Raw genomic sequence first — 25,865 nt, forward strand, 5'->3', positions numbered from 1 at the left:
CCTTTATAACAAATGTGTCAGAAGTTTTTGAGGATGCGATCGCATTTGAATCATCCTGCCGTTTTCACAGTCAAAACCTGCGGCGGAGTAGAATCTGGGGGATAAAGAAAGTCTACCCGTACTTGCCTTTTTTCGCCTGGTGGCATCTTCAGCGTTACTAGCGGTTCACCAGGTTGTCCGCGTCGCTGTACCAGATGAACGTAGCGCGTTTTTTCAACTTTATTATCGTCAGTATAACTTACCCTAACTGTACCTCGAAAAAACACTTGATTAACTCGTGGATTTAAGAACAAAAGTCTGTCTGTACCACCTTCATCTTTCAACGGTGTTTGTACCGATATAGTAACAGTTTGGGGTTGATTTGTAGAGTTATTCAGTGGTAAACTAAGATTGTATTCCACTCCATAGTTACTATGGGCAAAGTAGGCCGTATCCGAATATCTAGCTAATATCGGAGCGCTTTGAATTTGCCCAGTACCAAGGGTAATTAAATGTAGAGTACCTAAAGGATAAGAAATTGCTTTTCCTGGTGGAGGAATGCTCAAATCCGAACTATTATTATCAGTAATTTGAGCCTGCCACTGCGCCCCTTGAGAGACACCCGCCACGCGACTGAAAATGGTTGGTTCTCTGGGAGGATCTAAAGGCGTGGGAACTGGATCGCGCTTTCCTGCTAAACTGCCTGTATCGAGTAACTTTTGCCACTCTGCTAACGTGGGCGGACGACTGGAATTCTTGGCTAAGTTGGCGACATAGACAGCGCGATCGCTGGACAATCGCATCATCGTCGAGCGACCATTTGATGAAGGAGCCTGCACTGGAATTGCCCGATTCATCAACATTACCGATTGTCCAGGCGGTATTACCAACTTTTCGGGAAAATTCGACTGTCTAACTCCCCGCAACACATCATTCATAGTACGACTGCCAGGGCCAGAATAGACTGTTCCGTTGGGATTTTCTACGATGTCGGGTAAAGCTATAAAAGGCGCTTCTGGAGTAGAGAGATAACTAGCAGCTTGCAACACTTCCACAGTGGCGGGTTGATCGCCTGGATTGTGGACAATCATGCCTTGATATAAAGTGCTATTTTGAGTTTCCGATCTGGCGATGTGGTGAGAAAATATATCAAATCGCCCTTGAAAGGGAAAGTTTAAATGTGCTTGGGGTACTTGTTTACCAGTTGGGGGAAAGGTAGAAAGCAAAATACCTTCAGTTGTCACAAGTTCGGGGCTATTACTATTAAACGTGGGAACGGTATCGAGTTTTCCCGGTAAAGTCCGCACTTCCATCGGTTGCACTTCCACCCCGGCGATGTATTGTGGCGGTACAGCATATATATTTAACGCCCGACACATCAACGCTGCGACTTCCCCACGAGTGGCAGTTTGATTGGGTTTTAGCTGTTTGACGTTAGGATAGTTGACGACGATGCTGTTAACTGCGGCGGATGCGATCGCATTCTTGGCATATTCTGGAATCTGTGTCGCATCGTTAAAATACTGCCCAAGAGTTTGAGTCGGATTTTCCGGGATACTATAATTTTTAGCACCAGCCACAACGCCTACAGCTTGCGATCGCGGGATAGCTTGGTTGGGTTGAAAAACTCCGCCTGGATAGCCGGAAAAAAAGCCTCGTCTGTAAGCATCTTGAATTGCCTTATGCGCCCAGTAACTCGTAGGCACATCTTTAAAACTCGTGCCATTGCGCTTTATTGGTGCATCGGGAAAAGCATTCAGCATCAACACGGCAAATTCAGCGCGAGTGATAGTAGCGTTGGGGCGAAAAGTGCCATCTGGGTAGCCACTGACTAGCTTTCGCGGTGCCATCTGGCTGATACATTCTTTCGCCCAATGGCTGTTAATGTCACTAAAGGCGGCTTGATTGGGGGTTGCGATCAATAGGGAAGCAAAAAACAGGGAACCAACGAAAGGATGTGTCAGGACTTTGAGACTCTTACTCATGAAAATGTTTTTATGTCAACTAAAATAAAAGAAGTATTTTTACGCTTTCTCGTTCCCTTACTTCAACCTGATAACGAGGGAAGGAATGCGATCGCGCTGTTTTAACTCTTGCTAAATCTTTGGAGTAACCAGCGAGTAATTGCCCCATCATCCTCTGTTTGACTCCGTTGCAGTGCTTCTTTAACTAAAGCTATTTCTAATCCTGGTAATACTAGCGACTCGTGTATTTCACCACTGCGTCCTTGAGAGATAGAGAATGCGATCGCATCCCTTAAATTAGCATCAACAACCCAATATTCCCCTACTCCCGAACGTTCGTATAATAACCGCTTTCGCCCCAAATCATCACTAATAGTAGATGCACCGATTTCTACCGCCAACGTAGGGGGATTGTACTCATTCAAATCAACAGGTGAATTAGTTTCAGGAGGTATATTCAACTCCGAACCGATGCAGAAAGCCAAGTCAGGTTGAAATTCATCTAAACCTGCTTTCCTAAAACTGGTATTGGTAAAGACAACAATCGGAATATTTTCAATAGTTGCATAAAGAAGAATAATGTACGAAACAATTGAATTGTGATGTCCGTGTCGAGGCCCTACTGCTGCCATTTCAATCCTCATGTATCCTTTATGGTAATAGAACCTTCCCTTTTCATAATTTGGGCTATTAGCAAATGCTAAAAACTCATCCCAACTGGCTTTTACCCAGGTATCCGTTACCAAATCCTGCACATTAGGCGCTGAACTAGAAACCATAATCGACCTCTACAATTTCCGTATATTCAAACTCATTCGGACTTTGCCGCACCAAAGAATATATATTTCCATTTATCTCAATTGAATCTTGTTCGCAGTCAGGTTTAGAAGAATAATAAATCAATACATACTCTCTACCTATTCTATCGGCTATTTCTTCAGCAACTTCACCCCGCCACTGAGTTTTAGTCACCAAAACTACCAATTGATTTGCTAATTTTGGAATTATCTTAGCAATTTGTCGCCGATAAATTTCATCCAAACTGCCAAACGGAGAATCCATCACAATCGGGAAGGTGTTGCTGTCTGGAACCATCAGCATTTTGTTTTGGCTCCATTCTCGCACCCTGTCAATAATGCTACCGATAAACGATAGACTGAGAATTTGATTTTCGCCCGTAGAAGCTGCAACAGGAGCCTCTAAACCTGCGGTGTTTTCCACTAGAGTCAGCTCGTATTTTTCGCTAATTCTGGGGATGTAAGGCGTAAAAGAAATGTCCGTAAATATTTGTTGTACTCTTTTCTCTAACTCTAAGCGAAACTGTTGTTCTTGCAATATCTTCACTTTCGTTAAACGTTCAATTGCCTCTTGAGTTGCAGCAATGCGTCGCTGAGCTAATGCTTGCTTTTCCTCATTCATTTTATGTTTAGCAATTTGTTTGCCTAAGTCTTCAATTTCAGCTTTTAAATTTATAACTTGCTGCTGATTTGCTCCTTGATCTAGCGTTAGCTCTAAAATTCTGGATTCAATTTCATCCAACCGTTTTTGTAGGTTGCGAATATCATCACTTGGATCTTTCCTCAACTTTTCTTGAATTTTATCTAATTCCGCTTCTATCTGAGAAATATCTTGTCTAAATCTACTAATATTAGCTTGCTCTCTGTCAATTTCTTCCCAAAAAGCCGGAGCTTGCTTATCAATTTCATCTACCTGAGCTATCATGCGAATTGCTGTTTCTTCTACAGCGGCAATTCCCGCTTTATCTAGCCAACCGCTCACATTTGCATGAGCATGATTTCCATCGTGCAATTCTCCACCACAAATACAGCGCTTAGAGTTCAGTAAATCTTTAACAAATTCTCGCGAAATTCCAGTCGTCAACTCGCCTCGCTGCTTCAAATCATCCACAATTGTCCGAAATTGAGCGGTGGTTTCCGATAGCAATACCGTATAACCCCGCGTAGAAATTGCTTTTTTCAGTGCTTCCTTGCTTCTTTTAAGGTTTTCTAGGTTAGATGCTTTCAGATTTTCTAATTCTTGCCGTCTTTCTTGTAACTGTTTAGCTGCACTAAGTTCGCGCAAACGGTGACTGGTTTCTTTTTTTAAGGTTTGTTGGTTTGACAATTCTTGGATTATTTCATGCTGACGCTGGGCGAGTTGTTCGCTTTCCTTTTCGAGATTTTGTTGCTGTTTTAACAGTTGTTTGGTTTCGGAGTCGCCAATCGCTTCTAACTCACTTCTGAGAGTTTTCTCAGCTTCTTTCAGATGCTTAATAGAGTTATTTAACACTTCCACACCCAGAAGCTTTTTAGTAGCCTCGGCAATTTCGGCTTTTTTATCAGAGCGAACTATTTGTTCAATTCGCTCTCCGTCAAAGAAAAAATACTGATGCAAACTACCTGGTAAAATTTGATTAATTATATCTTCTGGATGTTCTCGCGGCAGTAACCAGCGCCCATCATCTCCAGCTACATACATCAGTAATTGACTTTTGCCAGCCTCAAAGTCAGTTTCATTTTTATAAACACGGCAGAGGCGTTGAGCTTGATAGCGTCTACTGTCATGTTCCCAGCCAATTTTTACCCAGCATTCGACAGCTTCGCCCGATTTCGCTTCTGCGATCGCTCTCTTATTCACTAACTGCTCAACTGATGCAAAAGCCGCGCTAAATTTCTCGTACAGCACCCAAGAAAACGCATTTAATAAACTGGTTTTTCCTGCGCCGTTGTTGCCATGAATAATAGTAGTATTCCGAACATCTCCACTAGCCAACAAAATCTCTGGTGTCTTGCCATAGAAGGAGCGAAAGTTGCAAAGTTTGATTGAAGTAAGCTTCATTTCACCACTTCCTTTACAATTGCTAAAATATCATTATTAATATGTCCGAGACTTTTCTTGTCTAGCCTACCTTTTTCTAGCTGGCACACTCGTTCAATAATTTGTTGCACTTCTGGTGAAGCTGACTTTATTGGCTCTTGCACATCATTTATATTCGGTTCGTTTGTCATTTTCATGCCACCCTGAAAGGTTACTTAATTTTAGCTTAAATTTATAAAAGCATAAAGTGCTAAGAGCAATGAACCGCAAAGACGCACTAGCGAAGCCATGCGCGTTAGCGCTATAGAGCGCAAAGAAAAGAGGGGAGAAGAGAAAAGAAACCAGAAGCACAATAATCTCCTCTCTTTCTCTGCGTTCTCGGCGCTTGGATCGGTTGGTTTCTCCTTTCTTAGATAATTTACAAATCCAACAATTCATAGCGCTTTTGCAAAGCTAACAATTTCATTCTGGCTTCTCCTGCATTGTCAGCTAAATCGGCAAATTCTACAAAGCGCCGCAACTCCTTCCGCAGCAAATTTCTCTCTACTTCAAAAGTGTCTCTATCTAAAGTTGGAGGCAGTACAATTGTGTCAAATAGAGTAGCACGTTCCTTGCCTGGATGAGGGCGCAAAATTCGCCCTCGACGCTGAATAAATTGGCGCGGATTGCTACTACTCGCCAAAATTACCGCGTTTTGAATTGCTGGAATATCGACACCTTCATCTAAACAACGAATAGCAACCAAACCCTGTAATTCGCCATTTTCAAATTGTCGCCGCAAATTCTCTCTTTCTGACAAAGGTGTTTCGGCAGTGTAGGTATTAACGCGATAACCCAGTTCTTCTCCCAGAATTTTAACAACAGCTTTGAATTGGCGTGAAACGAAATTATTCGAGTTAGCGAAATCGCTATGTACGGAACCATCGCCGCAATAAAATAAGGTGTGGGAAGTATCCAGGCGTTGACTCATTAACTCGCGCAAAGCTTCTAACTTATTAGCAGCAGCACCAATTAATCTCGCCCGCTTCATCAACAACGGCTTCAATTCTTCATTGTCTTCAAAATTTGCCGCAATATTATCCCGTTGTTTAAACAGAAGATGTCTGCCAATACTGGCACTTAGTTTGGTATAAGTACGCGCTTCCGCTTCTGTTAGTTCTACAAGTATGGGATAATAAAGATAATGTACCAGCGCCCCCTGTTGAATTGCATCTTTCAGGGTAAATTCTGGTTTTATAACTGTGCCAAAGTAATCAAATAAAGATTGCGTACCTGCATCATCAAAATAGCGTTCTGGTGTTGCCGAAAGTCCTAAGCGCAACCCAATACTAGAAGGCAAACTTTCCTCTAAACGTCGTGCGCCGAGGTTATGGGCTTCGTCTCCCACAATTAAAGTTTTTGGGGGAAAATACTTTAATTGGGACTGCAACCCCTCACCGATAAGCGTGGAATTTGTAGTAATGACTGTGAGAAAATGTTGGTTGCCAGAACGCAAGTTGTAAAGTTGCGTCGATAGCTGACTTTGCCAGTTGCGGACATTCTCAAAAGCTAAGACTGGTTCTAATCCAAATTTCTCGCATTCTCGCGCCCATTGCGTCACCAAATGCCGATATGGGCAGACTATCAGCAACACTTGCAAGCCGATTTGTTGATACAGTTCAGTTGCGATCGCTAATGCCGCAATAGTCTTGCCGCTACCAGTCGCCATCTTCAGCGTACCACGCCCTTTGTTGGCAAACCAATTAGCAACAGCTTCCCGCTGATACTGTCGCAGCTGAATAGATGGTGGCATTCGGGGACATCCCTTTCGCGGTGGATTTCCCTCGGTGGAGTAGCTACCCTTATTTTCGCCCGCTACAGGTAATCTTAATCTGAACTGAAGTCCTTCAAATCGGGGAGTTACCTTGGGGGGAATCGTAGGCGTTAGTTTTGGGGCATTGTAGGCGGCATTCATGGTAGATACAGGGCAGCATATAATCTAATGAATTATACATCTAGTGTTTATGGGGTTCCCTTCACAGTAACTTCACACTATATGCGTAAATTTTATTATCAAAAACTCATATTTATTGACAAAATGCCTTTCCGAAGACTATTTTTATCCCCATTCCGCATCCTCATTTCGACATATGACACTTGAGGGTGCGGAATGTGAACTAAGACATTATTTGGCTCAACTATAAAGGAAAGATACTTTGCTATTCCAAGCCGCAAGAGATGCTGAAATTATCAATTCGCTTCTTACATTACCTAAAGTATAAAACTATCCCCGTACCTCCCGGTATCATCCTCTGACTGTGCTACGCCAAAAATCAAAAGCCTACACCTTATACCTTCTCAATACAAGCTTTTAGCTGTTCACAGAGAACCTGAACATGAGGTTTTTTTAGCATAGTTAGATGATTGCCAGGAATATTATGAATTTCCACCCCTCCAACAGCTAGATTGCTCCAGCCCATACTTGTATCTTGCTCCGTTTTTAACTGAACGCTAGTCTTAAAAAGAGTAATTCGGTTCGGGTAGACTTGTGGACTATAGTTGAGAGTTGCTTCGCTGTTAGCATGGAAAACGCGAAGCATAGGTTGAATTGTTAACTCTCTTAAAATCTGCGACCTAGACTCCTGAGACATGAGATTAGCTATAGCCTCCTCGCCCAATATCGAGCGCCAAAACAGATTTTTCTCCAGCAGCAGAACCAATTTATTTAAAATAGGAAAATGAGATATAAAACTCTGAGAGTTGTTTTTACTATCAGTAAGTAAATAAAAATAATCTATAATAAATGACCATATATATCGCGTTGCTATGGTAAAAAGAAACCTGAAACCATCTTTAAAAGAAGGTTGATTATCCGAACCTGGTGCTAAAGTATCAAGCATAGCAACTAGACCCACTTCATGCCCGGATTTTTGCAATTGTTGAGCCATTTCAAAAGCAACCAAACCTCCAAAAGACCACCCTCCTAAAAAATAAGGGCCTTTTGGCTGCACCACGCGCAACGCTTCAATATAATAAGCTGCCATATCCTCAATGCGAGTTATTGGGGGCTGTTCTCCATCAATACCTCGCGGTTGTAACCCATAAAAAGGCTGATTTTTGCCCAAATGATACGCTAATTCGTAATAAGGGAAAACTACACCAAAAATAGGATGTACGCAGAAAAAAGGTGGATTTGAACCTTTAGGTTGAATTGCAACTAAAGGCGACCAAGACCGAGAATTATTTTCTACAAATAAAGTGCTTGCTAAACTTTCAACTGTCGGATTTAAGAAGAGGGTAGACAGCGGTAACTCGCGCTTAAACTGCTTGTATACCTCATCCATGAGGCGTATAGCCAGCAGGGAATTTCCACCCAAGTCAAAGAAGTTATCGCCAATACCTACACGCTCAATGTTAAGAACTTCAGCCCAAATTTTTGCTAAAGTTGATTCTGTAGAAGTACGAGGAGCAACGTGTAAGGTTAAATTCGAGATTTCAGATTTTAAATTGAATGGTGTAGGTAATGCTAGACGAGCTACTTTTCCATTAACAGTCAGCGGTAGAGAATCTATCAATACAAAAAATGAAGGTACCATGTAATCTGGTAACTTCTTCTTCAGGAAATCGCGAATTTCAATGGTGGTTAACGCCTGATTTTGCTGCGGTACAATATAAGCTACTAAACGCTTATCATCAGGTCTATCTTCACGCACAATTACCACCGCTTCTTTAACTGCTGGGTACTGCCTCAGAACCGCCTCACTTTCTCCTAATTCGATGCGAAAACCGCGAATTTTAACCTGTTCGTCAATGCGTCCTAAAAACTCAATGTTTCCATCTGGTTTAAACGTCGCTAAGTCACCTGTTTTATAAAGACGCTCGGTTCTACTCTCCTCTTTAAGGGGGTAGAAAGAAGAATTTACCTGTATTTGTGCTTCATTTTCTATTTTTACTGCCTTTATAAAAGGGTTAGGAATAAACCGTTCAGCAGTTAATTCCGGACGGTTTAGATAGCCGCGTGCTAGTCCATCACCGCTGATGTACAATTCGCCACTAATACCGATAGGTACTGGCTGTAAATATCTATCTAATATATAAATTTGAGTATTAGCAATTGGGCGACCGATGGGCGGCTTTTCGCTATTGTCATTAATTTCTGCAATCGTAGCCCAAACAGTTGCTTCAGTTGGCCCATAAGCGTTAAAAAATCTGTGATCAGAAGCCCATTTGTTGACAATATCTTTAGAACAAGATTCACCTGCACAAATTATAGTATGCAGTGCGGGAAGTTCTTCTTTTGGTAATACCGCAAGTACAGCAGGCGGAAGGGTGATGCAAGTAATATTATTGTCTTTGCATAGCTTTATTAAAGCTTGTCCAGGCAAAAGAGATTCTTTTTTAGCTATGTAAAGTGTTGCTCCTATTCGCAATGCCATGATAATTTCAAAGATTGAGGCATCAAAACTCAAGGATGCAAATTGTAAGATGCGATCGCTTGGCTGTAACTTGAAAACTTCGATCTGAGCTTCTGCTAAGTTAGACACTCCTCTGTGCTGTACTAAAACACCTTTTGGTTTTCCGGTTGAGCCAGAGGTGTAGATGACATAAGCTAGATTATCAAGTGTTACGTTACTGGTTGGGTTGTGTTGGGGATGGTAAGCGATCTCATCCCAGTCCGTATCCAAACAAACTACAGACAAACCGTGTTGGCGCTCCCCCCAACAGTCTTTCCAAAGGGGAGCTAATATAGATTGCGTTAATAAGATGGATATTTGAGCGTCTTCCAGCATGAAATTAAGACGTTCTTGCGGATAGCTTGGATCTAAAGGTAGGTATGCTCCACCTGCTTTGAGGATGCCCAATAGTCCCACTATCATATCTACAGAACGTTCTACACAAATGCCCACTAAAACGTCTGGAACTACACCCAGTTGTTGCAGGTGGTGTGCAAGTTGATTGGCTCTGATATTCAATTCGCGGTAGGTTAATTGCTGATTTTGAAAAATGAGCGCGATCGCATCCGGGCTTTGCTCTACCTGCGCTTCAAATAACTGATGGAAACAATCCTCTATTTTGGATGGTAAATTTTGGGTTGTAGATTGATTGTGGCTAAATATTAATAGTTGTTTCTGCTCTGCATTCGTCAAGATTGTTAATTCACCAAGGCGCTTTTGTGGATTTGCAACAATACTTTCCAGCAGCGTTTGGTAATGTCCCAGCATCCGAGTAATGGTAGCATCATCAAATAAATCAGTGCTGTATATTACTTGCCCTTTAAAACTTTCCGGCGATTCCCACAAGTGAAACTCTAGATCGAACTTGGCGCTTGGGCTGTCAAACTCCAACTGCGAGAGCGTTAAACCTGGCAATTCTAACGCCTCAATGGGAGTATTTTGCAGACTAAACGCAACTTGGAACAAGGGATGTTGGCTCAGGTTTCGCTCTGGATGCAGTTCCTCTACTAGCTTCTCAAAGGGTAAGTCTTGATGGGCATAAGCTCCTAGCGTAACCTCCCGTACTCTGCTCAGCAATTCTAGAAATGTTGGATTGCCTGATAAATTAGTACGCAGCACCAAACTATTGACAAAAAAACCAATTAATCCCTCAATTTCGCGACGGTTGCGGTTAGCAATTGGTGAGCCGACAAGAATATCTGATTGCTGAGTGTAGCGATAGAGTAAGATTTGAAATGCCGCCAAGAGAGTCATGAACACAGTCACGCCTTGGCGCTGCGAAAGTGCCTCTAATTCCTCACTCAGGCTTTTCGGTAACTCTAGAAATTGCGTCGCGCCTCGGTAGGTTGGAGTAGCTGGGCGAGGTTTGTCAGTAGGCAAATTCAGTGAGGGGATATTGTCCAGCTGCTGCTTCCAGTAGGCTAACTGAGACTCCAGAACCTCACCCTGTAGCCATTCGCGCTGCCAGTCGGCAAAGTCTGCATATTGAATCGGCAGTTCTGGCAAGGGCGATCGCTCTTTATTTGCAAAGGCTGCATACAGTATTCCTAGTTCCCGAATTAGCACCCCAATCGACCAACCATCACAGATAATGTGGTGCAGATTCAGCAAAAGTACGTGTTCTGAGGAGCCTAGCTGTAGCAGCATCACTCGCAGTAACGAGTCGTGAGATAAATCGAAAGGACGCGATCGCTCCTGAGTAGCTATTCGTTGAGTCTCCGCTTCCCGTTCGGTTGCTGGTAGCGATTGCAAATCTACTACTGGCAGGGGTATGGTTAAGCTGGGAGCAATTACCTGGACGGGTTGCCCATTAAGCATCCTAAAAGTAGTACGCAAAGCTTCATGGCGACGCACAATTTCGTTGAACGTCTCTTCCAGCGCCGAAGTGTTGAGCGAACCTTTTAGGCGAAGTGCAGCGGCTACATTGTAAAAGGTATTGCCTGGGAAGAGTTGGTCGAGAAACCACAATCGCTGCTGAGCAAAAGATGCTGGAAATACAAAAACTTCTGTTTCCTCAGCTTTCATTTTGTTGTTGCTGTTCACTCACCACTCCAATCTTAAAAATTTGAATCACCCCGTCATGCAGTTCATAGCGTCCAATTTCGGGCTTCCACTCTAGAAAGTCTTCAAATGCGATCGCTTTGGGTAAGGCTTGAGTCATGGCTGGCTGCTTTCCCAGAATCAATATAGGTGCATTTTATTCAATGGTGCGATCGCGTTGATTTCAACGCTCACTCACTTCTTCTACTTCTTCCCACCCCAGTCAAGGCGAATCTCCCACAATTTGCATCGGAGGGGTGTTTTCGGCTCAAACAGTTTACCCTGCATGGCAGTTTTTATCAATTCGGTTCCTGTTGAATTTGCCTTGGCTCTATTACGATAAGATAACCAGTATCCAAGCGAAAGCGATCGCCTGCACAGGTTCCCCTTCACCAAGACAAACTTAGTGCATAAGGTTTTGTAGCGATCGCTTAGCGATCGCCCAAATGCTCAAAGAAAATTTTCAGCAGATGGAAGCGATCGCAATCTAGAAAGGGGCATTACCTGGCACAGCTGCACCGTAAAACGAAAGTGCTACTCCTGCGTCAGCCGTCGATGTTGAAGTGTTCCCTCCGTTTGCTGCTCCACTATTGGAAATATCGAACAGTTCCTGTTCAAGGTTAGTTCATTACTCTTTCAACAAAACCCCAATTACTAATTACCAGCTTGCCAAATCGGAATTCCTGCTACCGTTGGAACAGCCAACATCTGACCATCTGGGCTAAATAATCCGGTACTAGCACCACTACTCACATCAAAACCACCAAGAGGCCATTCCTTGCGAATTTCGGCATTAATAATACGTGAACCAGCTACCTGACCAGCTACCAGATAGGTTTTAGCATCAGGACTGAGTGATAACTGGTCATCCGTTCTGTCTACCGAAGCCGGAACAGTACGCACAGTTCCACCCGTGTTCACGTCCCAAGTGCGGAGGTGAGCTTCATATATCGCGTCTTTTGACAGACTGGTTAACGTTCGACCATCCGGGCTAAAGGCTATGCTCTTGGGAATTAACTCATTTTTTTCTTTTAGGGTATGGAGGAGTTGACCTGTGTTAGGATTCCAAAGTTGAATCAAGCCTTGCCAGTGATAAGTTCCTCCCTTGAGGATAGATTCATTGGAACCGAGGCTGGCTAACACTTGGCTATCAGGGCTAAAACTCATCCTTCGTAAAGATTTGATATTACTCCTGAGTACAAAACGCTTTTCGCCGGTTGCTACATCCCATAGCTGAATCTGCGGATTTTCGGAACCAAAATATTTTCGGGCGCTACTGGCAATAAATCGTCCGTTTGGGCTAAATTCCAAGCTGGAAACAATGCTAGCCGGGAAATTTTCCCCAGAATCCTTAGGGGAGCGAAACTCGGCGCTATTGGTAAAAATTGGTTTTTTCCAGATCGCTTCTCCGGTTTTTCTATTCCACAGACCAACCCCTATTGATTTATCAATTTGCGAGTAGATGATGCTGGCAACAAACTGTCCATCAGGGCTGATGGCAACATCTCCAAAGGAAGTGGTAGTGGTATCGTCGGCTTTGATAGATGAGAGTAATTCCCCTTTCCTTACATCCCACAACTGAATGGCTTTACCCTGTTCACCATTACACACGAGTAGAAGCCCATTAGAGCTAAACTTGGCATAGTTCGCGACAGTGGGCAACTTGTGAACTAGCTTGGAGTTTTCCCAAGATGGTTTAGCTTGAGCCACGGCAGGGGTTGGTGCTTGAGCGAAGAAGCCAGCCGATTTTGCCACAGATGTCCCCACAAGTGTAGCGATCGCGAGGACTGTCACTGTTAAGGCAGTTGTTTTCTTCATACTCAAGGCAAAGGTAGTAGTGATTAACTACTTACTAATGACTCTCGATGGATGATTCTGTTTCCCTTGGCTTGGCAACACTTCACCCAAGATAGAGGCATGAATGGATGAGGCTTCGTTTGCGATCGCTTTCTTTTAGAATGGCTTGTAAGTTGGGCGGTTTGCCTCACTTCCTTTTGGGGGTGAGGCTGCGATAGCCTGTTTTTGAAGCTAGAATATACGGTAATTTGCACAGTGCCTAAGCCTTATGAGGATTTCTACGCTTGATATCAAGAACTATCGGAACTTAGATGGGGTGAAAATAAAGTTTCATCCTACAACAAACTTCATTATTGGGGAAAATAATTTAGGTAAATCAAATTTACTCGATTTATTAAATATAATTTTTAATAAAAATAATTTTGTTGAATCAGATTTTTTTGATCTAGATAATCAAATTCAAATTAGTTTTTCCTTGGGAGTTTCGGATATTGAGCAAGGTTTTTTTGATGATTTATTTGATCCTAACAACAGAGAGCAAATAAATATAGTAGCTATTCAAGAATCTCCTGATGAAATAATTAAGTTTGAACATCAAGAAACAAAAACAGTTATTCATAGTAGCAGAGTAAGATGTGTCAATTACATAAATTATGACTCACTAAGAAATCCATCATCTGAACTAAGCTTTTCTAATAATAGAGGTGTTGGAAAATTCCTGAATCATATTATAGTCAAGTATCTACAAAATGGCTGTTTGCAGGACTCTGATTTTGTAATCACTGAAAAAGTTGATGAATTTCTAATCGAAGTCAACCAATCTTTACAAAAAATTAAATCGTTTAAAGATTTTTCTGTGCAAGCTGTTAGGGAAGAGAATAAAGAGAACTTATTGGCAAAGCTCATATTATTAGCGGATGATAATAAGCGAACCTTGGAAAAATTAGGTTATGGTGTACAATTCTCAATAATTATCACCTTGTCAATTCTCGAAAGGTTACTAAGCCTTAGCAAGCAGCGTTTAGATAGATGTATTGTCGAAGATAGCTCAAGTGCAGAAAAAGAAAAGTGCATTCCAGTCCTAATAGGGTTGGATGAACCGGAGATTCACTTGCATCCTTATGCTCAGAGAAGTTTAATCAAATATTTTCTGCGGGTAGTAAATAACGATGAGCCAGATTTTAGATCTCTTCTAGCAGACATATTTCAAATAAATAGATTGCTTGGACAAATGATAGTTGTTTCACATTCGCCTAACATTTTACTAAATGACTATAGACAGTTTCTAAGAATATATAAGGATGATAACGGCTGTCTTGTTGTCAAAAATGGGTTTGATATAAACCTAGATACAGCTACTGAAAAACAGTTACTTAAGAATCTGCCTTATGTTAAAGAAGCGTTTTTTTCAAAAGTAGTAATTTTGGTAGAAGGCGATAGTGAACTTGGCGCTTTCCCTATTCTTTGTGAGCAAATAAATGTTGATTTAGATGAATTAGGAGTTAGCGCCGTTCAAGCAGGAAGTGCTGATTCGATTCCACCTTTAATGAAATTGCTAAATGAGTTTGGTATTCAAAATATAGGGTTAATGGATGCTGATCAGAAGAACAAATATGATGGTACTCCAAATTTGTTTTTCACTCAAGGAAAGGATTTTGAAGAAGATATGTATGATAGCTTCAATATCGTAGATTACGCAAAATATTTAGAGGAAGAATTTCCGGATAGTAAAAAGGCTAACTTTTTCATTGAACAGGCTAAGAGCCTCAGTCTTACTCTCGATCCTCACAACCTAATTCATCCTCAGTTAGCTTCTTTATCCCCAGAGAAAAACCAAGAACTAAAGCGTCTCTTAAAAGAGACTATTCTTAAGAATTTGAGAAGCAATAAAAGTCTTCTTCGTGGAAGAGATTTAAGTAAATACGTTACTGAAATTCCTCAAGTGTATAAAGATTTAATTCAAAAAGCAGTTGAATTATCGACCAATGCTAAGTGAATCAGAACAGCATCAATTATTAGAGAAGCTTAGAACTCTACACTCTGACGATGAAAAGCAGCTTGAGGTTATCTTCTCGGAGTCTAAGAGACTTATTGTTGAAGCTCCTGCTGGCTACGGGAAGACGAAAACTATGATCAGTAAGGTAGCTTATCTGTTAGCTACTGGACAAATTGCTCATCCTAAGAAAATACTTACGCTAACATTTAGTGTTAATGCAGCATATAAAATTAAAAAAGAGCTTTCTGAACATTTGCCTCACCTAATTCAGCCTATCAATTCAAATCAATTTAGGGTAAATGAAAGATTATTTGTCTCAAATTATCATGGTTTTTGTAGGCATATCCTAAAAAAATATGGTTATTTGCTACATTCTAATCTATCTAATATAGAGATACTGAAATCTGTAGATGATTCGGAAAGCCAAGAAATAACTGCACTGCTAGATATATCTTATGATAAAGCTTCAATCTTTACCGAATATAGTGATGCTGTTAAGAGTGTAGACAAACAACATGTATTAAAATTCTTCAATCGATACACAGATGGAATCATAGAAAGCTTTCTTGATAAGGATTATATAAGTTTTAATGGAATCCTTGCGCTTACTTTAAGGCTATTTCAGGACTATAGTGAAGTGCTTCACTTCTATCAGGGTTATTTCCCCATGATTATTGTGGATGAGTTTCAGGATACAAATGTTTTAAGTTGGGCTTTATTGAAGAAGCTAGTAGCTGATAGATCTCAATTGGTTTTTATAGGAGATTCCTTGCAAAGAATATATGGTTTTATAGGTGCTATACCCAATTTAATGCTTGAGGCAGAACAACTCTTATCTATGGATCGGATAGCACTGGAAAAGAACTATAGATTTATGTCTAATCCACAGATGCTTCAACTGGATAAAAATATCAGACTAAATGCAGAAAAGCCTGATGCTCCAGCTATTCAAATAAAGGCAGAAGTTCCATTTATATCTGTCAATAATCAACTAGAAGAATCGGAGAAAATTGCACAAAAGATAATTTCTTTGATCTCTTCCGAAGATCGTCAACTGTGCAAGGTTGCGATTTTAGTAAAACAAAGAGGAGAAAACGTAAATAAAATTATTGAAGTCCTTATGGAGAAGAATATTTCCTATTTTTATGCTCTCTTTGGAGATGATGATTCAGAATATTTATCATTTCATAGAGAGTGTTCTTCTCAATTCACCGAGCAATTAAGAAAGGATATTAGGATTTCCAAAGGAACCTTGAGTAAGTTTTACATTAAAATTGCAGAAACATTTAAACATAGTAGCAGTCCAGTGATAAAGTCACTGCTGAATTTACTAGAAGTATTTTTGTCTAGAGCTTTAAGTGATTACTCATTCTTAAGTGCTGAAGATAAATTAATTCTTATAAGGGATACTTTTGAGAATAGAACCTTGAAGCAAAATATGGAATATGTTAATGAGAATGTCATCATATCAACCATTCATGGGGCAAAAGGATTGGAATGGGATTATGTCTTAATGCCAGATATGGAGCAATACTCTATGCCTAACTGGAATGGACTCTGCGGAGCCTGTAACCATAAAAGCAACTGCAATTTAACGGTAGATAGTAGAAACGAGAAAAATTTCTTAGAAGAATTAAGCGTGTTTTATGTAGGTGTAACTAGGGCAAGAAAACAGATTGTTTTCTCTGCAAGTAAAACTCGTTTTAAGGCAGATGGAACTACACAACCTGCAAACTTGAGTTGTATGCTAAAACTTCCTGGTATAGCTGTTGTAGAGCAATAACCGTTCATACAACCCTCAAACTGTTGGAGCTGCACGGCTTCCAGGTTAGGAATAGATCGCACTTTCCCCCCAATCCTACTTTGACTTTCGTTTCGACTTGGGCGGCGTTCGGTGTGCGCCAAAGTATTTTTCACTGCGGTAGCGAAGCCACACCCGCAACTGCTGCGGAATCTGGTCTTTTTGTTCTTTCGTCAGCGTGTTGTAAAGCGCTAAGGCGCGATCGCGTTCTCCCCGACAAGCAGCGTTATTATGAGCATCCCAGTAGCTACGGGCAACCCGAATCCGCCGACAAACTTCCTTAATGAGTGCTTCTCCCGTGAGAGGATTTTCCTGCTTTGCCATACTTCAATCAGAACGCCTTACGGTGAGAATATTGAGTAATAAAGGAACCAGCAATTCGTTGTCCGAGTACACGCGAATCGCTGGCTGCGGCTATAAAGCGATCGCGCTAGGTGAATCGCCACTGCTAATCCTTATCTTCTCCATCCTTCTCCTCATCGTCATCTTGCTCGGAGGAGCGATTTGTCTCTTCGCCCTCGTCATCGTCATCATCAGCCTTATTAACGTTCTGAGATTCTTTTTCCGATTCTTCTACAGTTTCGGAATTTTTAGCGGGTTCACTACAACCAACCAGAACGATATTACCTGCGAACATCACAAGTAGACCCAAGCAAAAAGCACTAAAAGATTTAGTCCACAACGGTATCATTTGGGATTTGGGTTCTCCATCAATACTATTCATATCTTTTTAAACTTTAGCGAACTGCACGGGATTTAAACCTTAGATTTGATTTGTCTATGGTCATAAATTGGGTTATGGCTGGACTTGTGCTTGCCAGCCTCCATTGAATTGGCTATTTCAATCACCAGGTATTTTTGCACAAATGGGATGTTTCCGCCCATCGCCCTAAAATATCAGGTAGTCGATGGAAGTTCCAACAACTCCGGTTGTTCTTCGACAAGAGTCACAGGTTGTTTGATCTGCCACGTCTTATCCTGGGAGAGTTCCAGCAAAGACTGATGATAATTTGCCAACGTAGCGCGATGTCCCACACTCAAGAAAGTAGTCCCTTTCGCCTGCAAATGTTGATACAACCGTTCCTCGTTATCCAAATCTAGGGCGCTAGTTGCTTCATCTAATATGGCGTAGTTGGGTTTGTTCAGCAGCAACCGGGCGAAAGTTAGCCGTTGTTGTTCACCCAAAGAGAGGACATCTGCCCAATCCTCCTGGGCATCAAAACCGCCAAATCTTTCCTCTAAACCTGCTAAATTCACCTGTTCCAGCACTTGCTTTAAGTGTTCGTCGTCAACCTCAAGGTGCGTGTTGGGATAGAGCAATTGATCGCGCAGAGTACCCAGCACCATATAGGGACGTTGGGGCAAAAATAGGATCTGGTTGGATTCAGGACGAATAATGGTTCCTGTACCAGAATCCCATAGTCCCGCGATCGCTCTCAGCAGCGAACTCTTACCACAACCACTCGGCCCCATCACCAAAAGTCCTTGTCCCGCAGCTAACTCTAGCGACAAATCTTCTACTAATGTGCGTTTATAGTTGGGAGTTTGCAGGCTGAGATGTTCGACGGCGAGGCGTTCCGCTTCCACCGTTTGAATTTTGGGCTGTTCCTGATTCGATTCCGTCCGCTCTAAAAATTCTGCAAAGGTATAGAGACGGTTAATTCCAGCGCCAAATGTGGATAATTGCTGGAAACGAGCAACCACAACATTCAGCGAGAAAAAGACTCTCACAAAAGCACCTTGCGCTTCAGAAACCTTACCTACTTCCATTTCTCCAGCAAAAATTGCAGGAGCAACCACTAAAGCAGGCAAGATAAACGGGATAAACTCATAAGCATTGGTGAGAACATTTAAGTTCAATTCCCAAACCAACAGCCGCTTGACATTCTCAAACACATCGAAAAACCGCTGCTTGACTTGGTTTGACTCCCGTTCTTCTCCCTGGTAAAACGCGATCGCTTCTGCATTCTCCCGAATTCGCACCAGACCAAATCGTAAGTTGGCTTCCTTCTTCAGTTGTTCAAAATTCAGTCGGACAAGCGGCTTCCCAAACACAACCGTCGTCACCAGAGTGCCAATCAAGGCATACAGCACCAGAAAAAGCACCAGTGGTTTAGAAATACCCCAAAGTACGCTGCTGAAGGCGATGGTTGACAGCACCGACTCCACCAACCGCAGCAAAAAGGTGAGAGATTCCTGGGTAAAACTGCGAACATCTTCCGAAATCCGCTGATCTGGGTTATCGATTTCGGTGCCTGAGATATGCAGATTATAGTACGAGCGATCGCGAAAGTAGCTATCCACGAATCGATGGGTCAGCCATTTCCGCCATTGCAAACTCAGGCGATCGCGCAGATAGGTATAGCCTGCGAGCAATGGTGCATAGATTACCAGCACAGCGATGAAAATGATGACGGTTTCCCAGAAACGGGATTCATCCTTGGCTGAGAGGGCTGAAATCAGCACTCCTCGCTTGTTGTTGAGAACTACACTCAATCCCGTATAGGCCAGCAGTAACAGCACGACTCCGAGCAGTAATCCTCTGGCTTGCCATTTTTCATCCCCAGACCAATAGGACTTGGCGATTGTCCAGAACTGCTGGACTACATTGAAGTTCAATCGATCCATCGGCTTGCTTCCCTTACAACTCGGTCTGCCGGGAGATAATAAGTAAAGGTGAATCAGAGCAAAATTTACTCAAATACTGGTACGACTCATCTCTGGGCAATTGTTAAATTATGCTACAAATTTCTAATACCGTAAGTATTCCAGAGTATGAGATTGAGATGAGTGCAGTGCGATCTCAAGGGGCAGGTGGGCAAAACGTCAACAACTGATATCTGGCACCAGCAGCCGACACCCCTTTTGGCTGTGGCTACACAAACCAGAACTTACGCATTTTAACGGTGGAATAAGAATTGAGACGAGTTGCGTAAGTCGTACAAACTTTCGTCCGGATGGTGCGCGGCTACGAAAAATCAAAGTTTTTAAAGCCTCGGTCGGCAGGCTATGTTTGTTTAGCCCCAGGCTTACAGCCTGCGGGCGATTAGGTGTAAGAATTAATCAACAACCGTTACTTTGGTACCTAACTTCACCCAACCCTTCTCAATTAACTGCTGCAATGTGTTTGAGTCGAGATGGATGCAGCCACCTGAGTTAGCTTGACCAATATTCTCTGGATTGGGTGTACCATGAAGTGCGATTGAGAACCAGTAGGGCGTTCCCTGAAATGTACTCATTTTAGGACCCGTGATGCTTGTCGTTGAAGTGAGTCCGATATAGCCATTGCCATAGGCTCCGTCTGGGCTACCGTTCCCATCAAAGTCAAGAGAACTCATGTTCTTGAATAGCTGAGCTAATCCTTGCTGAGGGTTAACTAAGTTGCGATACTGAGTAACTTTGACAAAACGCTTAACGTTATCTTGGGAAATCTGGTTGTACTCAGACTTTTTGTAGAGAATCAAGTCTACGCTCATCTCGCCTGTGGGAGTAACAAAGTCATTCATATTTTGTTTGTCTTTGAGTCCGCCCTTCCCAATACCGATAGTTGCTTTGTAAATCGGAACGCTTTGGTTATTGCGTACCTCCAAGCGCTTGTCTACTCGATGAATGAGCAGCGAGTAACGTTCTTCTTGAATGCTGTTGAGTTTATCAGCATTATTTACGGATGGTGGCGAGGATTGTGGCTTGGCTTCAATTACGTTTTTTGGAGTTGGAACGACAGCATCAGATGATGTACAAGCGCATAGGGCTATTGGTAGTGCAACTAAGAGCCAGTTTGAGATGAGACGAGATGTTGTAAACACAACTAACCTAACTGGGGCTTGCTCAACTATTTCTCATCATATAAGGGATATCCTGTAAATTGTTCTACTCCGTGTTTGATATTGCAGCTAGAGAGGGAGCTAGAGGCGAGGCTACTACTTTATGCTGGAATCAGCACCAATAGAGCGAAACGGGGCAACAATTTCTGTGCAATGCTGCACTGTCTATAATCAAGCGAATCAATCATGCTGCAAATTTCTAACACCGTAAGTATTCCAGAGCATGAGATTGAGATGAGTGCGGTGCGATCGCAAGGGGCAGGGGGACAAAATGTAAATAAGGTGGCGACTGCCATTCACCTGCGCTTTGACATTGTGGCTTCCTCACTACCTGAACGCTACAAAGAGCGGCTGTTGAAGCTTTCTGACCAGCGCATCACTAAAGAAGGTGTCATTGTCATCAAGGCACAGGAACACCGCAGCCAAGAGCAAAATCGAGAAGAGGCATTGCAACGATTGCAAGACTTGATTAAGAGTGCGATCGCAGTCGCCAAACCCCGCAAAAAGAGTAAACCGACTCGGAGTTCTCAAAGAAAGCGTCTGGATAGCAAAACTAAGCGCAGTCAGATTAAGACGATGCGAGGAAAAGTCACAGATGAATGAGATGGCTTTGTGACACTCAATCTTCCTCACAAAACTCCGCAATCACCTGTGCCTTGACCGCATCTAACAGATAGGTTTTGGGATAAGTTGAAAACATCAGCATAATGCCCTGAAGTGTTGAGGAAAAATAGAGCGATCGCTGTCGTGGGTTAGCAACTCCCAACTCGCTGAACATCTGCGTCTGGATTTCAAACTGCTTTGCCTGCTCATCCATCAACTTCTGGCTATATTTCGCCACAATCGGGTCGAGCCGGGGTTGGGTAAACAGATTGAGATAAAATCGGAAAACCTCTGGTTGCCGTCGCACATCGTCTAACGCACCCTCGGCAATATGGCGAATTTGCTCAGCAGGCGTTGACTTGGCGGCGGCGGCATTCATGACAACCAGCAGATCATTGAGCCGCACATCGACCAGTGCTGCCAAAACGTCTTCCTTACCCTTGAAGTAGTGGTAAAGCAGTCCCTTGGAAATCTCTGCAAGTCTTGCGATATCTTCAATCGAAGTGGCGTGATAGCCTTTCGTGAAGAACAAATCCATCGCCGCTTTCAAGATTTGCTCCCGCGTTGCCTGACGGATGCGCTCGTTTTCTGCTGGGGTACGGGGCATGGCTTCTACTGACTGAGAAACTGGACGAGCAAACGGGAAACCTCATCTGCATGGGTGAGTGTGGGCATATGATCTGCCCCTTCAATGTACGCGAAGCGAATGTCGGGCACCTGTTGGAATAACTCTGCAACGTGCAAATTATCAGCCATATCCTGTTTGCCGATGATAAACAGAGTTTTGGGTTGAAGCTCACTTAAGCGCTCGATTGTCGGTGGCTGTGCCCAGAGCATCTCAAAGGTTTTCCATTCAAAATACCGTTTCGTGTTGTGCGTCGTCATCTCAATCATACGATCGCGCTGTGGACTGGACATCACGACGCTGTACGTAGGGTGGTTCAACATCAACTCAACCATTTTTTCCAAATCTGGAGCTGCCGTATTGACTTGCGCGTACCATTGTTGAACATCGGGTGAGAACTGGAAGCCCGATAATCCCGGAGCTACCAGCACCAGCTTGGTGACTCTATCAGGATAAGCCAGGGCAAAATCGGTCGCAATTTGACCGCCGATCGAATGCCCAATTAGAATCACTCGATCGAGATTGAGATGGTCAAGCAACTGCCGCAAATCCTCAACATACTGGGCAGGTTCGAGCAGTGGGGGTGACTGTCCGGCACCGCGTCCGTCAAACGCGATCACTTGATAGGTCTGGGCTAGTTGCGGGGCAATCAACTCCCAATCCCCCAAATCTGCTCCACCGCTATGAATCAAGACAACCGCCTCACCCTTACCTTGAACTTCGTAATGCAAATCCATATCTGTCTCCTTTCAGGTTTGTAGGACAGTCAGAATGAACGTTTCAGCCCGATTTTCCAGCAACAGCCTGGGCTGATAGGATCGATTGTTTCATCTCCATGATATTTTATGACTGAATAATCAGTCAATAAAAAAGATATGCTCTACATTCCTAACATTCCTAACAACGCAACTATCTTGCCCTACCAATCATCTCTGCCACAATCTTCTGGGAACTCATAACCCCTGGTAATCCCGCTTTTGGATGGGTTCCGGCTCCTACACAATAGAGATTTGGAACATCCTCTGCCATTCACCTGCGCTTTGACATCATCGCTTCCTCGCTACCCGATCGCTACAAAAAGCGGCTGTTGAAGCTTTCCGACCAGCGCATTACTAAGGATGGGGTAATCGTTATTAAGGCTCAAGAACACCGCAGCCAGGAGCAGAACCGAGAAGAGGCGTTGCAACGACTGCAAGACTTGATTAAGAATGCGATCTGCGCTTCGCAGCAGCGCTTCGCTATCGCACTCCCCAAACCTCGTAAACCCAGCAAACCGACTCGGAGTTCTCAAAGAAAGCGTCTGGATAGCAAGACTAAGCGATCGCAACTTAAGACGATGCGAGGAAAAGTTACGGATGAGTGAGTGGTACAGAAAAGACCTTGCTTACATTCATGATGTCGGCTTCAGGAGTTACGTTCTGCAAGCAATGCCAGGAATTCTGGCAATTCTCAAACAGCATAGCACCGAGGAGTATGGGCGATCGCGCTGGATTACAACTCTCAATTTCCATCGCTGACACCCCATTGAAACTTCATTGCATGGATCTTCGCTACTAAAGTAGAAACTTCAACACTTGAACCAATGGGTGCTAAATCCTGATTGAGAATTTGTTGAGCAGTTGCAAAAGCCTGAGAACCTGTAGTATCACCTGTATGGAAAACCAAGCGATTTACCTGTGCAAGACGAGCCGCCAAAAGTTGCAAAAGAGCCATCAATACACGATTACCTCCGTAGGCTCCGCATCCCCAGAAACCAGTATGAATTATCACAATCGGTTCTTTCAATTGTGAGTATGATTCAATCCTTGCCGCCGAAAATCCAGTAAACGCTGTCGCAAGAATATATTCAATATCTTCTTGGGAGTAAGAGCCATAGCCACCTGAAGGGGCTTCCATAGCGATAATGTTGGTAATTGTGGGTGGATTGAGTGGTTTTGTTGCCAGTTCAATGGCTTTTGCTGTAGCACGTCCGAAATTGTTACCGTAAAGCCCAAAAGGTCTTCCCTCTTCTGCATTTGGATTAGTAGCGATCTCACATCGCCGTTCAACTCCACAAATCAGGACAGGTGTGGGTTCTCCTGCCTCTACGGTTAGCGGCTGAATGCCTGCATCTAACAAGGCTTCTCGAAGCGAACCAAGAACAGGATGTTCAGCTACCTGCATCTCATCCTGAGCGAATAGCGAACCACCGTATGCACAGAAAAGGTCAGAATGGGCGAAATTGAGATACCACTCAACCTGGTTAGTGTTCTGATTTGATGGCTCGTAACCAAAGTAACCAGTTTGCTGATGAAACTCAGTTTGAGAATCTGAGAAAGAAAGAATATTTGGAAATGGCATTGCACGCCATCGCGAGAACACTAACTCACCACTAAACGTAGAACCAGGGGGACAAGCGCTCTGGTAAACAATTTTCTTGTTTGTGTCATACAGTTTTGGTGGATAAGAATCTACCAGGCGTTGCGCGTTGAACGTATGACGACAAATCAGATTTTCGTTCATAAACTTTTTTCCTTACTGATAGCTCGGGCCGCATTGCACAGAGGTGTGAAACGACAAAACGCGCAATGGCTTATCCTACAACTTTAAACAATGTTATAGCTACTCAGCTGCGGCGCGACAGTAACGAGTAAAGCGATCGCTTTACTCATTACTAAATGGATCGAGATCGTCTGGATATCCGTAGTGGCAGAGATCCTAGATAGGAACGATTTGTGTCTGCTGCATTGCTTCGATCATCGAGTTAATGCTAGAGAAATCGTAGCAGCCATTACGATCGACTAGAGGCCAAGGAATCCCTTCCCGCGCCACATCAATTCCTAGCGATCGCAAGATGTTGTAGTCTTCCTGTGCGTGGCGATCGTGCTGTGTCTCTGCAATCAGATTCCGCCGTCCCTTGTCCTTCCACAGAAACGTCGAACACTCAAAGCCAGAGATGAAGAAGGTGGGGAAGATTCCAGGTCGTTGAGCCATGCGTTTGCTCTGTAAGTTTACTCGTCATGGTAGGCACTCTTGCTCATTTGAGACACTATCCAACGCGAGATAAATCCGTTGAGTTCCTTGGAGAAGTGTTTACAGCATTTCTAAGGAAACAGGTTTAGTGGGTGCTGGAAAGGCAGCATCTAAAGAAGCCAATTCATCAGCACTCAATTTCAAATTCAGGGCAGCATAATTCTGCTCTACATGGTCAATGCGGCTGGATTTGGGAATTACAATTACATTGTCTTGATGCAACAACCACGCGATCGCTACTTGAGCCGCAGTGACGCCTCGTTCTTGAGCGATCGCCTTGAGTGTTTGATTGTTCAGCAAACGCCCTTGCTCAATCGGGGAATACGCCATGATAGGGATACCTCGTTGCTGACACCAGGGCAGTAAATTCCACTCAATTCCCCGTCGCATCAGGTTGTAGAGGACTTGATTGGTAGCAATTGCTTTCCCACCCTTCAACCCAATCGCTTCTTCCATATCCTCCACATCAAAATTACTCACCCCATAGCTGCGAATTTTGCCCGCTTGTTGCAGCGTTTGAAATGCTTCCAAAGTCTCTACCAGTGGCACAGAACCGCGCCAGTGCAGCAGGTAAAGGTCAAGATAGTCGGTTTTCAAGCGTTTGAGACTTCTTTCGCAGGCAGCGATCGCTCCTCGCTTCGAGGCGTTATGAGGGTAAACCTTGCTGACTAGAAAGACTTCCGCCCGACGAGAAGCGATCGCGTGGGCGATTACTTCCTCTGCACCGCCTTCGCCATACATTTCGGCAGTGTCAATTAAAGATAAACCCAAATCGAGTCCGTGGCGTAAAGCATCAATTTCGCTTTGGCGATTTCTGGCACTCTCCCCCATCTGCCAGGTGCCCATGCCAAGAATCGGAATTAATTGTCCAGAAGGTAGTTTAAGAGTTCGCACGGCAGTTTCCATCCATTCAAGCTATTGCCCTTGAGCGCATTTTTGGCTGACGCATGGGCATGGCATCAATTCTAGAGAAA

At 43.3% G+C, this 25,865-nt stretch carries 20 protein-coding genes and 3 pseudogenes; 6 read left to right on the plus strand and 17 right to left on the minus strand.

Going from position 1 to position 25,865, the window contains the following annotated elements; all coding sequences use genetic code 11:
- Positions 1 to 50: 50 nt before the first annotated feature.
- From H6F66_RS25750 to H6F66_RS25785, 8 genes and pseudogenes are all read right to left on the minus strand, one after another.
- The gene (locus H6F66_RS25750; protein WP_190427694.1) at positions 51 to 1,964 is read right to left on the minus strand and encodes a DUF3370 family protein; all 1,914 of its coding nucleotides are present in this window, start codon (positions 1,962 to 1,964) and stop codon (positions 51 to 53) included.
- 101 nt (positions 1,965 to 2,065) lie between these two features.
- Positions 2,066 to 2,722 carry a Uma2 family endonuclease gene (locus tag H6F66_RS25755; RefSeq protein WP_190427699.1) on the minus strand — a complete coding sequence of 219 codons (657 nt, stop codon included), beginning with the start codon at positions 2,720 to 2,722 and terminating at the stop codon, positions 2,066 to 2,068.
- Positions 2,712 to 4,781, minus strand: a complete 2,070-nt coding sequence (locus H6F66_RS25760) for an AAA family ATPase (protein WP_190427700.1) — start codon at positions 4,779 to 4,781, stop codon at positions 2,712 to 2,714. Before H6F66_RS25760 ends, H6F66_RS25755 begins: the two co-directional genes overlap by 11 nt.
- The gene (locus H6F66_RS25765; RefSeq protein WP_190427702.1) at positions 4,778 to 4,951 is read right to left on the minus strand and encodes a hypothetical protein; all 174 of its coding nucleotides are present in this window, start codon (positions 4,949 to 4,951) and stop codon (positions 4,778 to 4,780) included. The genes H6F66_RS25760 and H6F66_RS25765 overlap by 4 nt, the downstream gene beginning before the upstream one ends.
- A 227-nt stretch (positions 4,952 to 5,178) precedes the next feature.
- Positions 5,179 to 6,675: a DNA phosphorothioation system restriction enzyme gene (locus H6F66_RS25770; RefSeq protein ID WP_347269430.1), complete on the minus strand. Its 1,497-nt coding sequence runs from the start codon at positions 6,673 to 6,675 to the stop codon at positions 5,179 to 5,181.
- Between the two features lie 412 nt (positions 6,676 to 7,087).
- Positions 7,088 to 11,218 carry a non-ribosomal peptide synthetase gene (locus H6F66_RS25775; RefSeq protein WP_190428011.1) on the minus strand — a complete coding sequence of 1,377 codons (4,131 nt, stop codon included), beginning with the start codon at positions 11,216 to 11,218 and terminating at the stop codon, positions 7,088 to 7,090.
- A gap of 43 nt (positions 11,219 to 11,261) precedes the next feature.
- A pseudogene (locus H6F66_RS29600) lies at positions 11,262 to 11,354 on the minus strand (Uma2 family endonuclease); the annotation flags it as partial.
- A 533-nt stretch (positions 11,355 to 11,887) separates the two neighbouring features.
- Positions 11,888 to 13,051: a hypothetical protein gene (locus tag H6F66_RS25785; RefSeq protein WP_190427716.1), complete on the minus strand. Its 1,164-nt coding sequence runs from the start codon at positions 13,049 to 13,051 to the stop codon at positions 11,888 to 11,890.
- 247 nt (positions 13,052 to 13,298) lie between these two features.
- Between H6F66_RS25785 and H6F66_RS25790 the strand changes: the two genes are divergently transcribed.
- Both H6F66_RS25790 and H6F66_RS25795 read left to right on the plus strand, forming a co-directional pair.
- On the plus strand, positions 13,299 to 15,026 hold the full coding sequence (locus H6F66_RS25790) for an AAA family ATPase (protein ID WP_190427717.1): 1,728 nt from the start codon (positions 13,299 to 13,301) through the stop codon (positions 15,024 to 15,026).
- Positions 15,001 to 16,809 carry an ATP-dependent helicase gene (locus tag H6F66_RS25795; RefSeq protein ID WP_199321340.1) on the plus strand — a complete coding sequence of 603 codons (1,809 nt, stop codon included), beginning with the start codon at positions 15,001 to 15,003 and terminating at the stop codon, positions 16,807 to 16,809. Before H6F66_RS25790 ends, H6F66_RS25795 begins: the two co-directional genes overlap by 26 nt.
- Before the next feature lie 75 nt (positions 16,810 to 16,884).
- Here H6F66_RS25795 and H6F66_RS25800 read toward each other — a convergent pair whose 3' ends face one another.
- The 3 genes from H6F66_RS25800 to H6F66_RS25810 all read right to left on the minus strand — a co-directional run bounded on the left by H6F66_RS25800 (position 16,885) and on the right by H6F66_RS25810 (position 19,455).
- The gene (locus H6F66_RS25800) at positions 16,885 to 17,151 is read right to left on the minus strand and encodes a Precorrin-3B methylase (RefSeq protein ID WP_190427720.1); all 267 of its coding nucleotides are present in this window, start codon (positions 17,149 to 17,151) and stop codon (positions 16,885 to 16,887) included.
- A 124-nt stretch (positions 17,152 to 17,275) separates the two neighbouring features.
- Positions 17,276 to 17,551 carry a hypothetical protein gene (locus tag H6F66_RS25805; RefSeq protein WP_190427723.1) on the minus strand — a complete coding sequence of 92 codons (276 nt, stop codon included), beginning with the start codon at positions 17,549 to 17,551 and terminating at the stop codon, positions 17,276 to 17,278.
- A gap of 173 nt (positions 17,552 to 17,724) precedes the next feature.
- Positions 17,725 to 19,455 carry an ABC transporter ATP-binding protein/permease gene (locus tag H6F66_RS25810; protein ID WP_190427730.1) on the minus strand — a complete coding sequence of 577 codons (1,731 nt, stop codon included), beginning with the start codon at positions 19,453 to 19,455 and terminating at the stop codon, positions 17,725 to 17,727.
- A gap of 110 nt (positions 19,456 to 19,565) precedes the next feature.
- Here H6F66_RS25810 and H6F66_RS29605 point away from each other — a divergent pair.
- Positions 19,566 to 19,658, plus strand: a pseudogene (locus tag H6F66_RS29605) (aminoacyl-tRNA hydrolase); the annotation flags it as partial.
- A 228-nt stretch (positions 19,659 to 19,886) separates the two neighbouring features.
- Here H6F66_RS29605 and H6F66_RS25820 read toward each other — a convergent pair.
- The gene (locus H6F66_RS25820; protein ID WP_190427731.1) at positions 19,887 to 20,633 is read right to left on the minus strand and encodes a L,D-transpeptidase; all 747 of its coding nucleotides are present in this window, start codon (positions 20,631 to 20,633) and stop codon (positions 19,887 to 19,889) included.
- Between the two features lie 204 nt (positions 20,634 to 20,837).
- On the opposite strand from H6F66_RS25820, the gene arfB (H6F66_RS25825) reads away from it, so the two are divergent.
- Positions 20,838 to 21,254 (plus strand): alternative ribosome rescue aminoacyl-tRNA hydrolase ArfB, encoded by a 417-nt coding sequence (gene arfB / locus H6F66_RS25825; RefSeq protein ID WP_190427733.1) that lies wholly within the window; start codon positions 20,838 to 20,840, stop codon positions 21,252 to 21,254.
- A 16-nt stretch (positions 21,255 to 21,270) separates the two neighbouring features.
- Here arfB (H6F66_RS25825) and H6F66_RS25830 read toward each other — a convergent pair whose 3' ends face one another.
- Together H6F66_RS25830 and H6F66_RS25835 are read right to left on the minus strand one after the other, a co-directional pair.
- Positions 21,271 to 21,861, minus strand: a complete 591-nt coding sequence (locus H6F66_RS25830) for a TetR/AcrR family transcriptional regulator (protein ID WP_190427736.1) — start codon at positions 21,859 to 21,861, stop codon at positions 21,271 to 21,273.
- Between the two features lie 5 nt (positions 21,862 to 21,866).
- Positions 21,867 to 22,616, minus strand: a complete 750-nt coding sequence (locus H6F66_RS25835) for an alpha/beta hydrolase (RefSeq protein ID WP_190427738.1) — start codon at positions 22,614 to 22,616, stop codon at positions 21,867 to 21,869.
- A gap of 281 nt (positions 22,617 to 22,897) precedes the next feature.
- Between H6F66_RS25835 and arfB (H6F66_RS25840) the strand changes: the two are divergent.
- Both arfB (H6F66_RS25840) and H6F66_RS25845 read left to right on the plus strand, forming a co-directional pair.
- A pseudogene (arfB, locus tag H6F66_RS25840) lies at positions 22,898 to 23,242 on the plus strand (alternative ribosome rescue aminoacyl-tRNA hydrolase ArfB); the annotation flags it as partial.
- Positions 23,235 to 23,396 carry a hypothetical protein gene (locus tag H6F66_RS25845; RefSeq protein WP_190427740.1) on the plus strand — a complete coding sequence of 54 codons (162 nt, stop codon included), beginning with the start codon at positions 23,235 to 23,237 and terminating at the stop codon, positions 23,394 to 23,396. The pseudogene arfB (H6F66_RS25840) and the gene H6F66_RS25845, both read left to right, overlap by 8 nt.
- Here the strand turns inward: H6F66_RS25845 and H6F66_RS25850 are convergent.
- The 3 genes from H6F66_RS25850 to H6F66_RS25860 all read right to left on the minus strand — a co-directional run bounded on the left by H6F66_RS25850 (position 23,380) and on the right by H6F66_RS25860 (position 25,797).
- Positions 23,380 to 24,381, minus strand: a complete 1,002-nt coding sequence (locus H6F66_RS25850) for a hypothetical protein (protein WP_190427743.1) — start codon at positions 24,379 to 24,381, stop codon at positions 23,380 to 23,382. The two genes, H6F66_RS25845 and H6F66_RS25850, sit on opposite strands and share 17 nt — an antisense overlap.
- Positions 24,382 to 24,576: 195 nt before the next feature.
- Positions 24,577 to 24,852 carry a hypothetical protein gene (locus H6F66_RS25855; protein ID WP_190427747.1) on the minus strand — a complete coding sequence of 92 codons (276 nt, stop codon included), beginning with the start codon at positions 24,850 to 24,852 and terminating at the stop codon, positions 24,577 to 24,579.
- 99 nt (positions 24,853 to 24,951) lie between these two features.
- A complete protein-coding gene (locus tag H6F66_RS25860; RefSeq protein ID WP_190427749.1) occupies positions 24,952 to 25,797 on the minus strand; it encodes an aldo/keto reductase in 846 nt (281 codons plus the stop codon).
- Between the last annotated feature and the right edge of the window lie 68 nt (positions 25,798 to 25,865).

The sequence above is a fragment of the Trichocoleus sp. FACHB-6 genome, assembly GCF_014695815.1.
Lineage (GTDB): Bacteria > Cyanobacteriota > Cyanobacteriia > Cyanobacteriales > FACHB-T130 > Funiculus > Funiculus sociatus.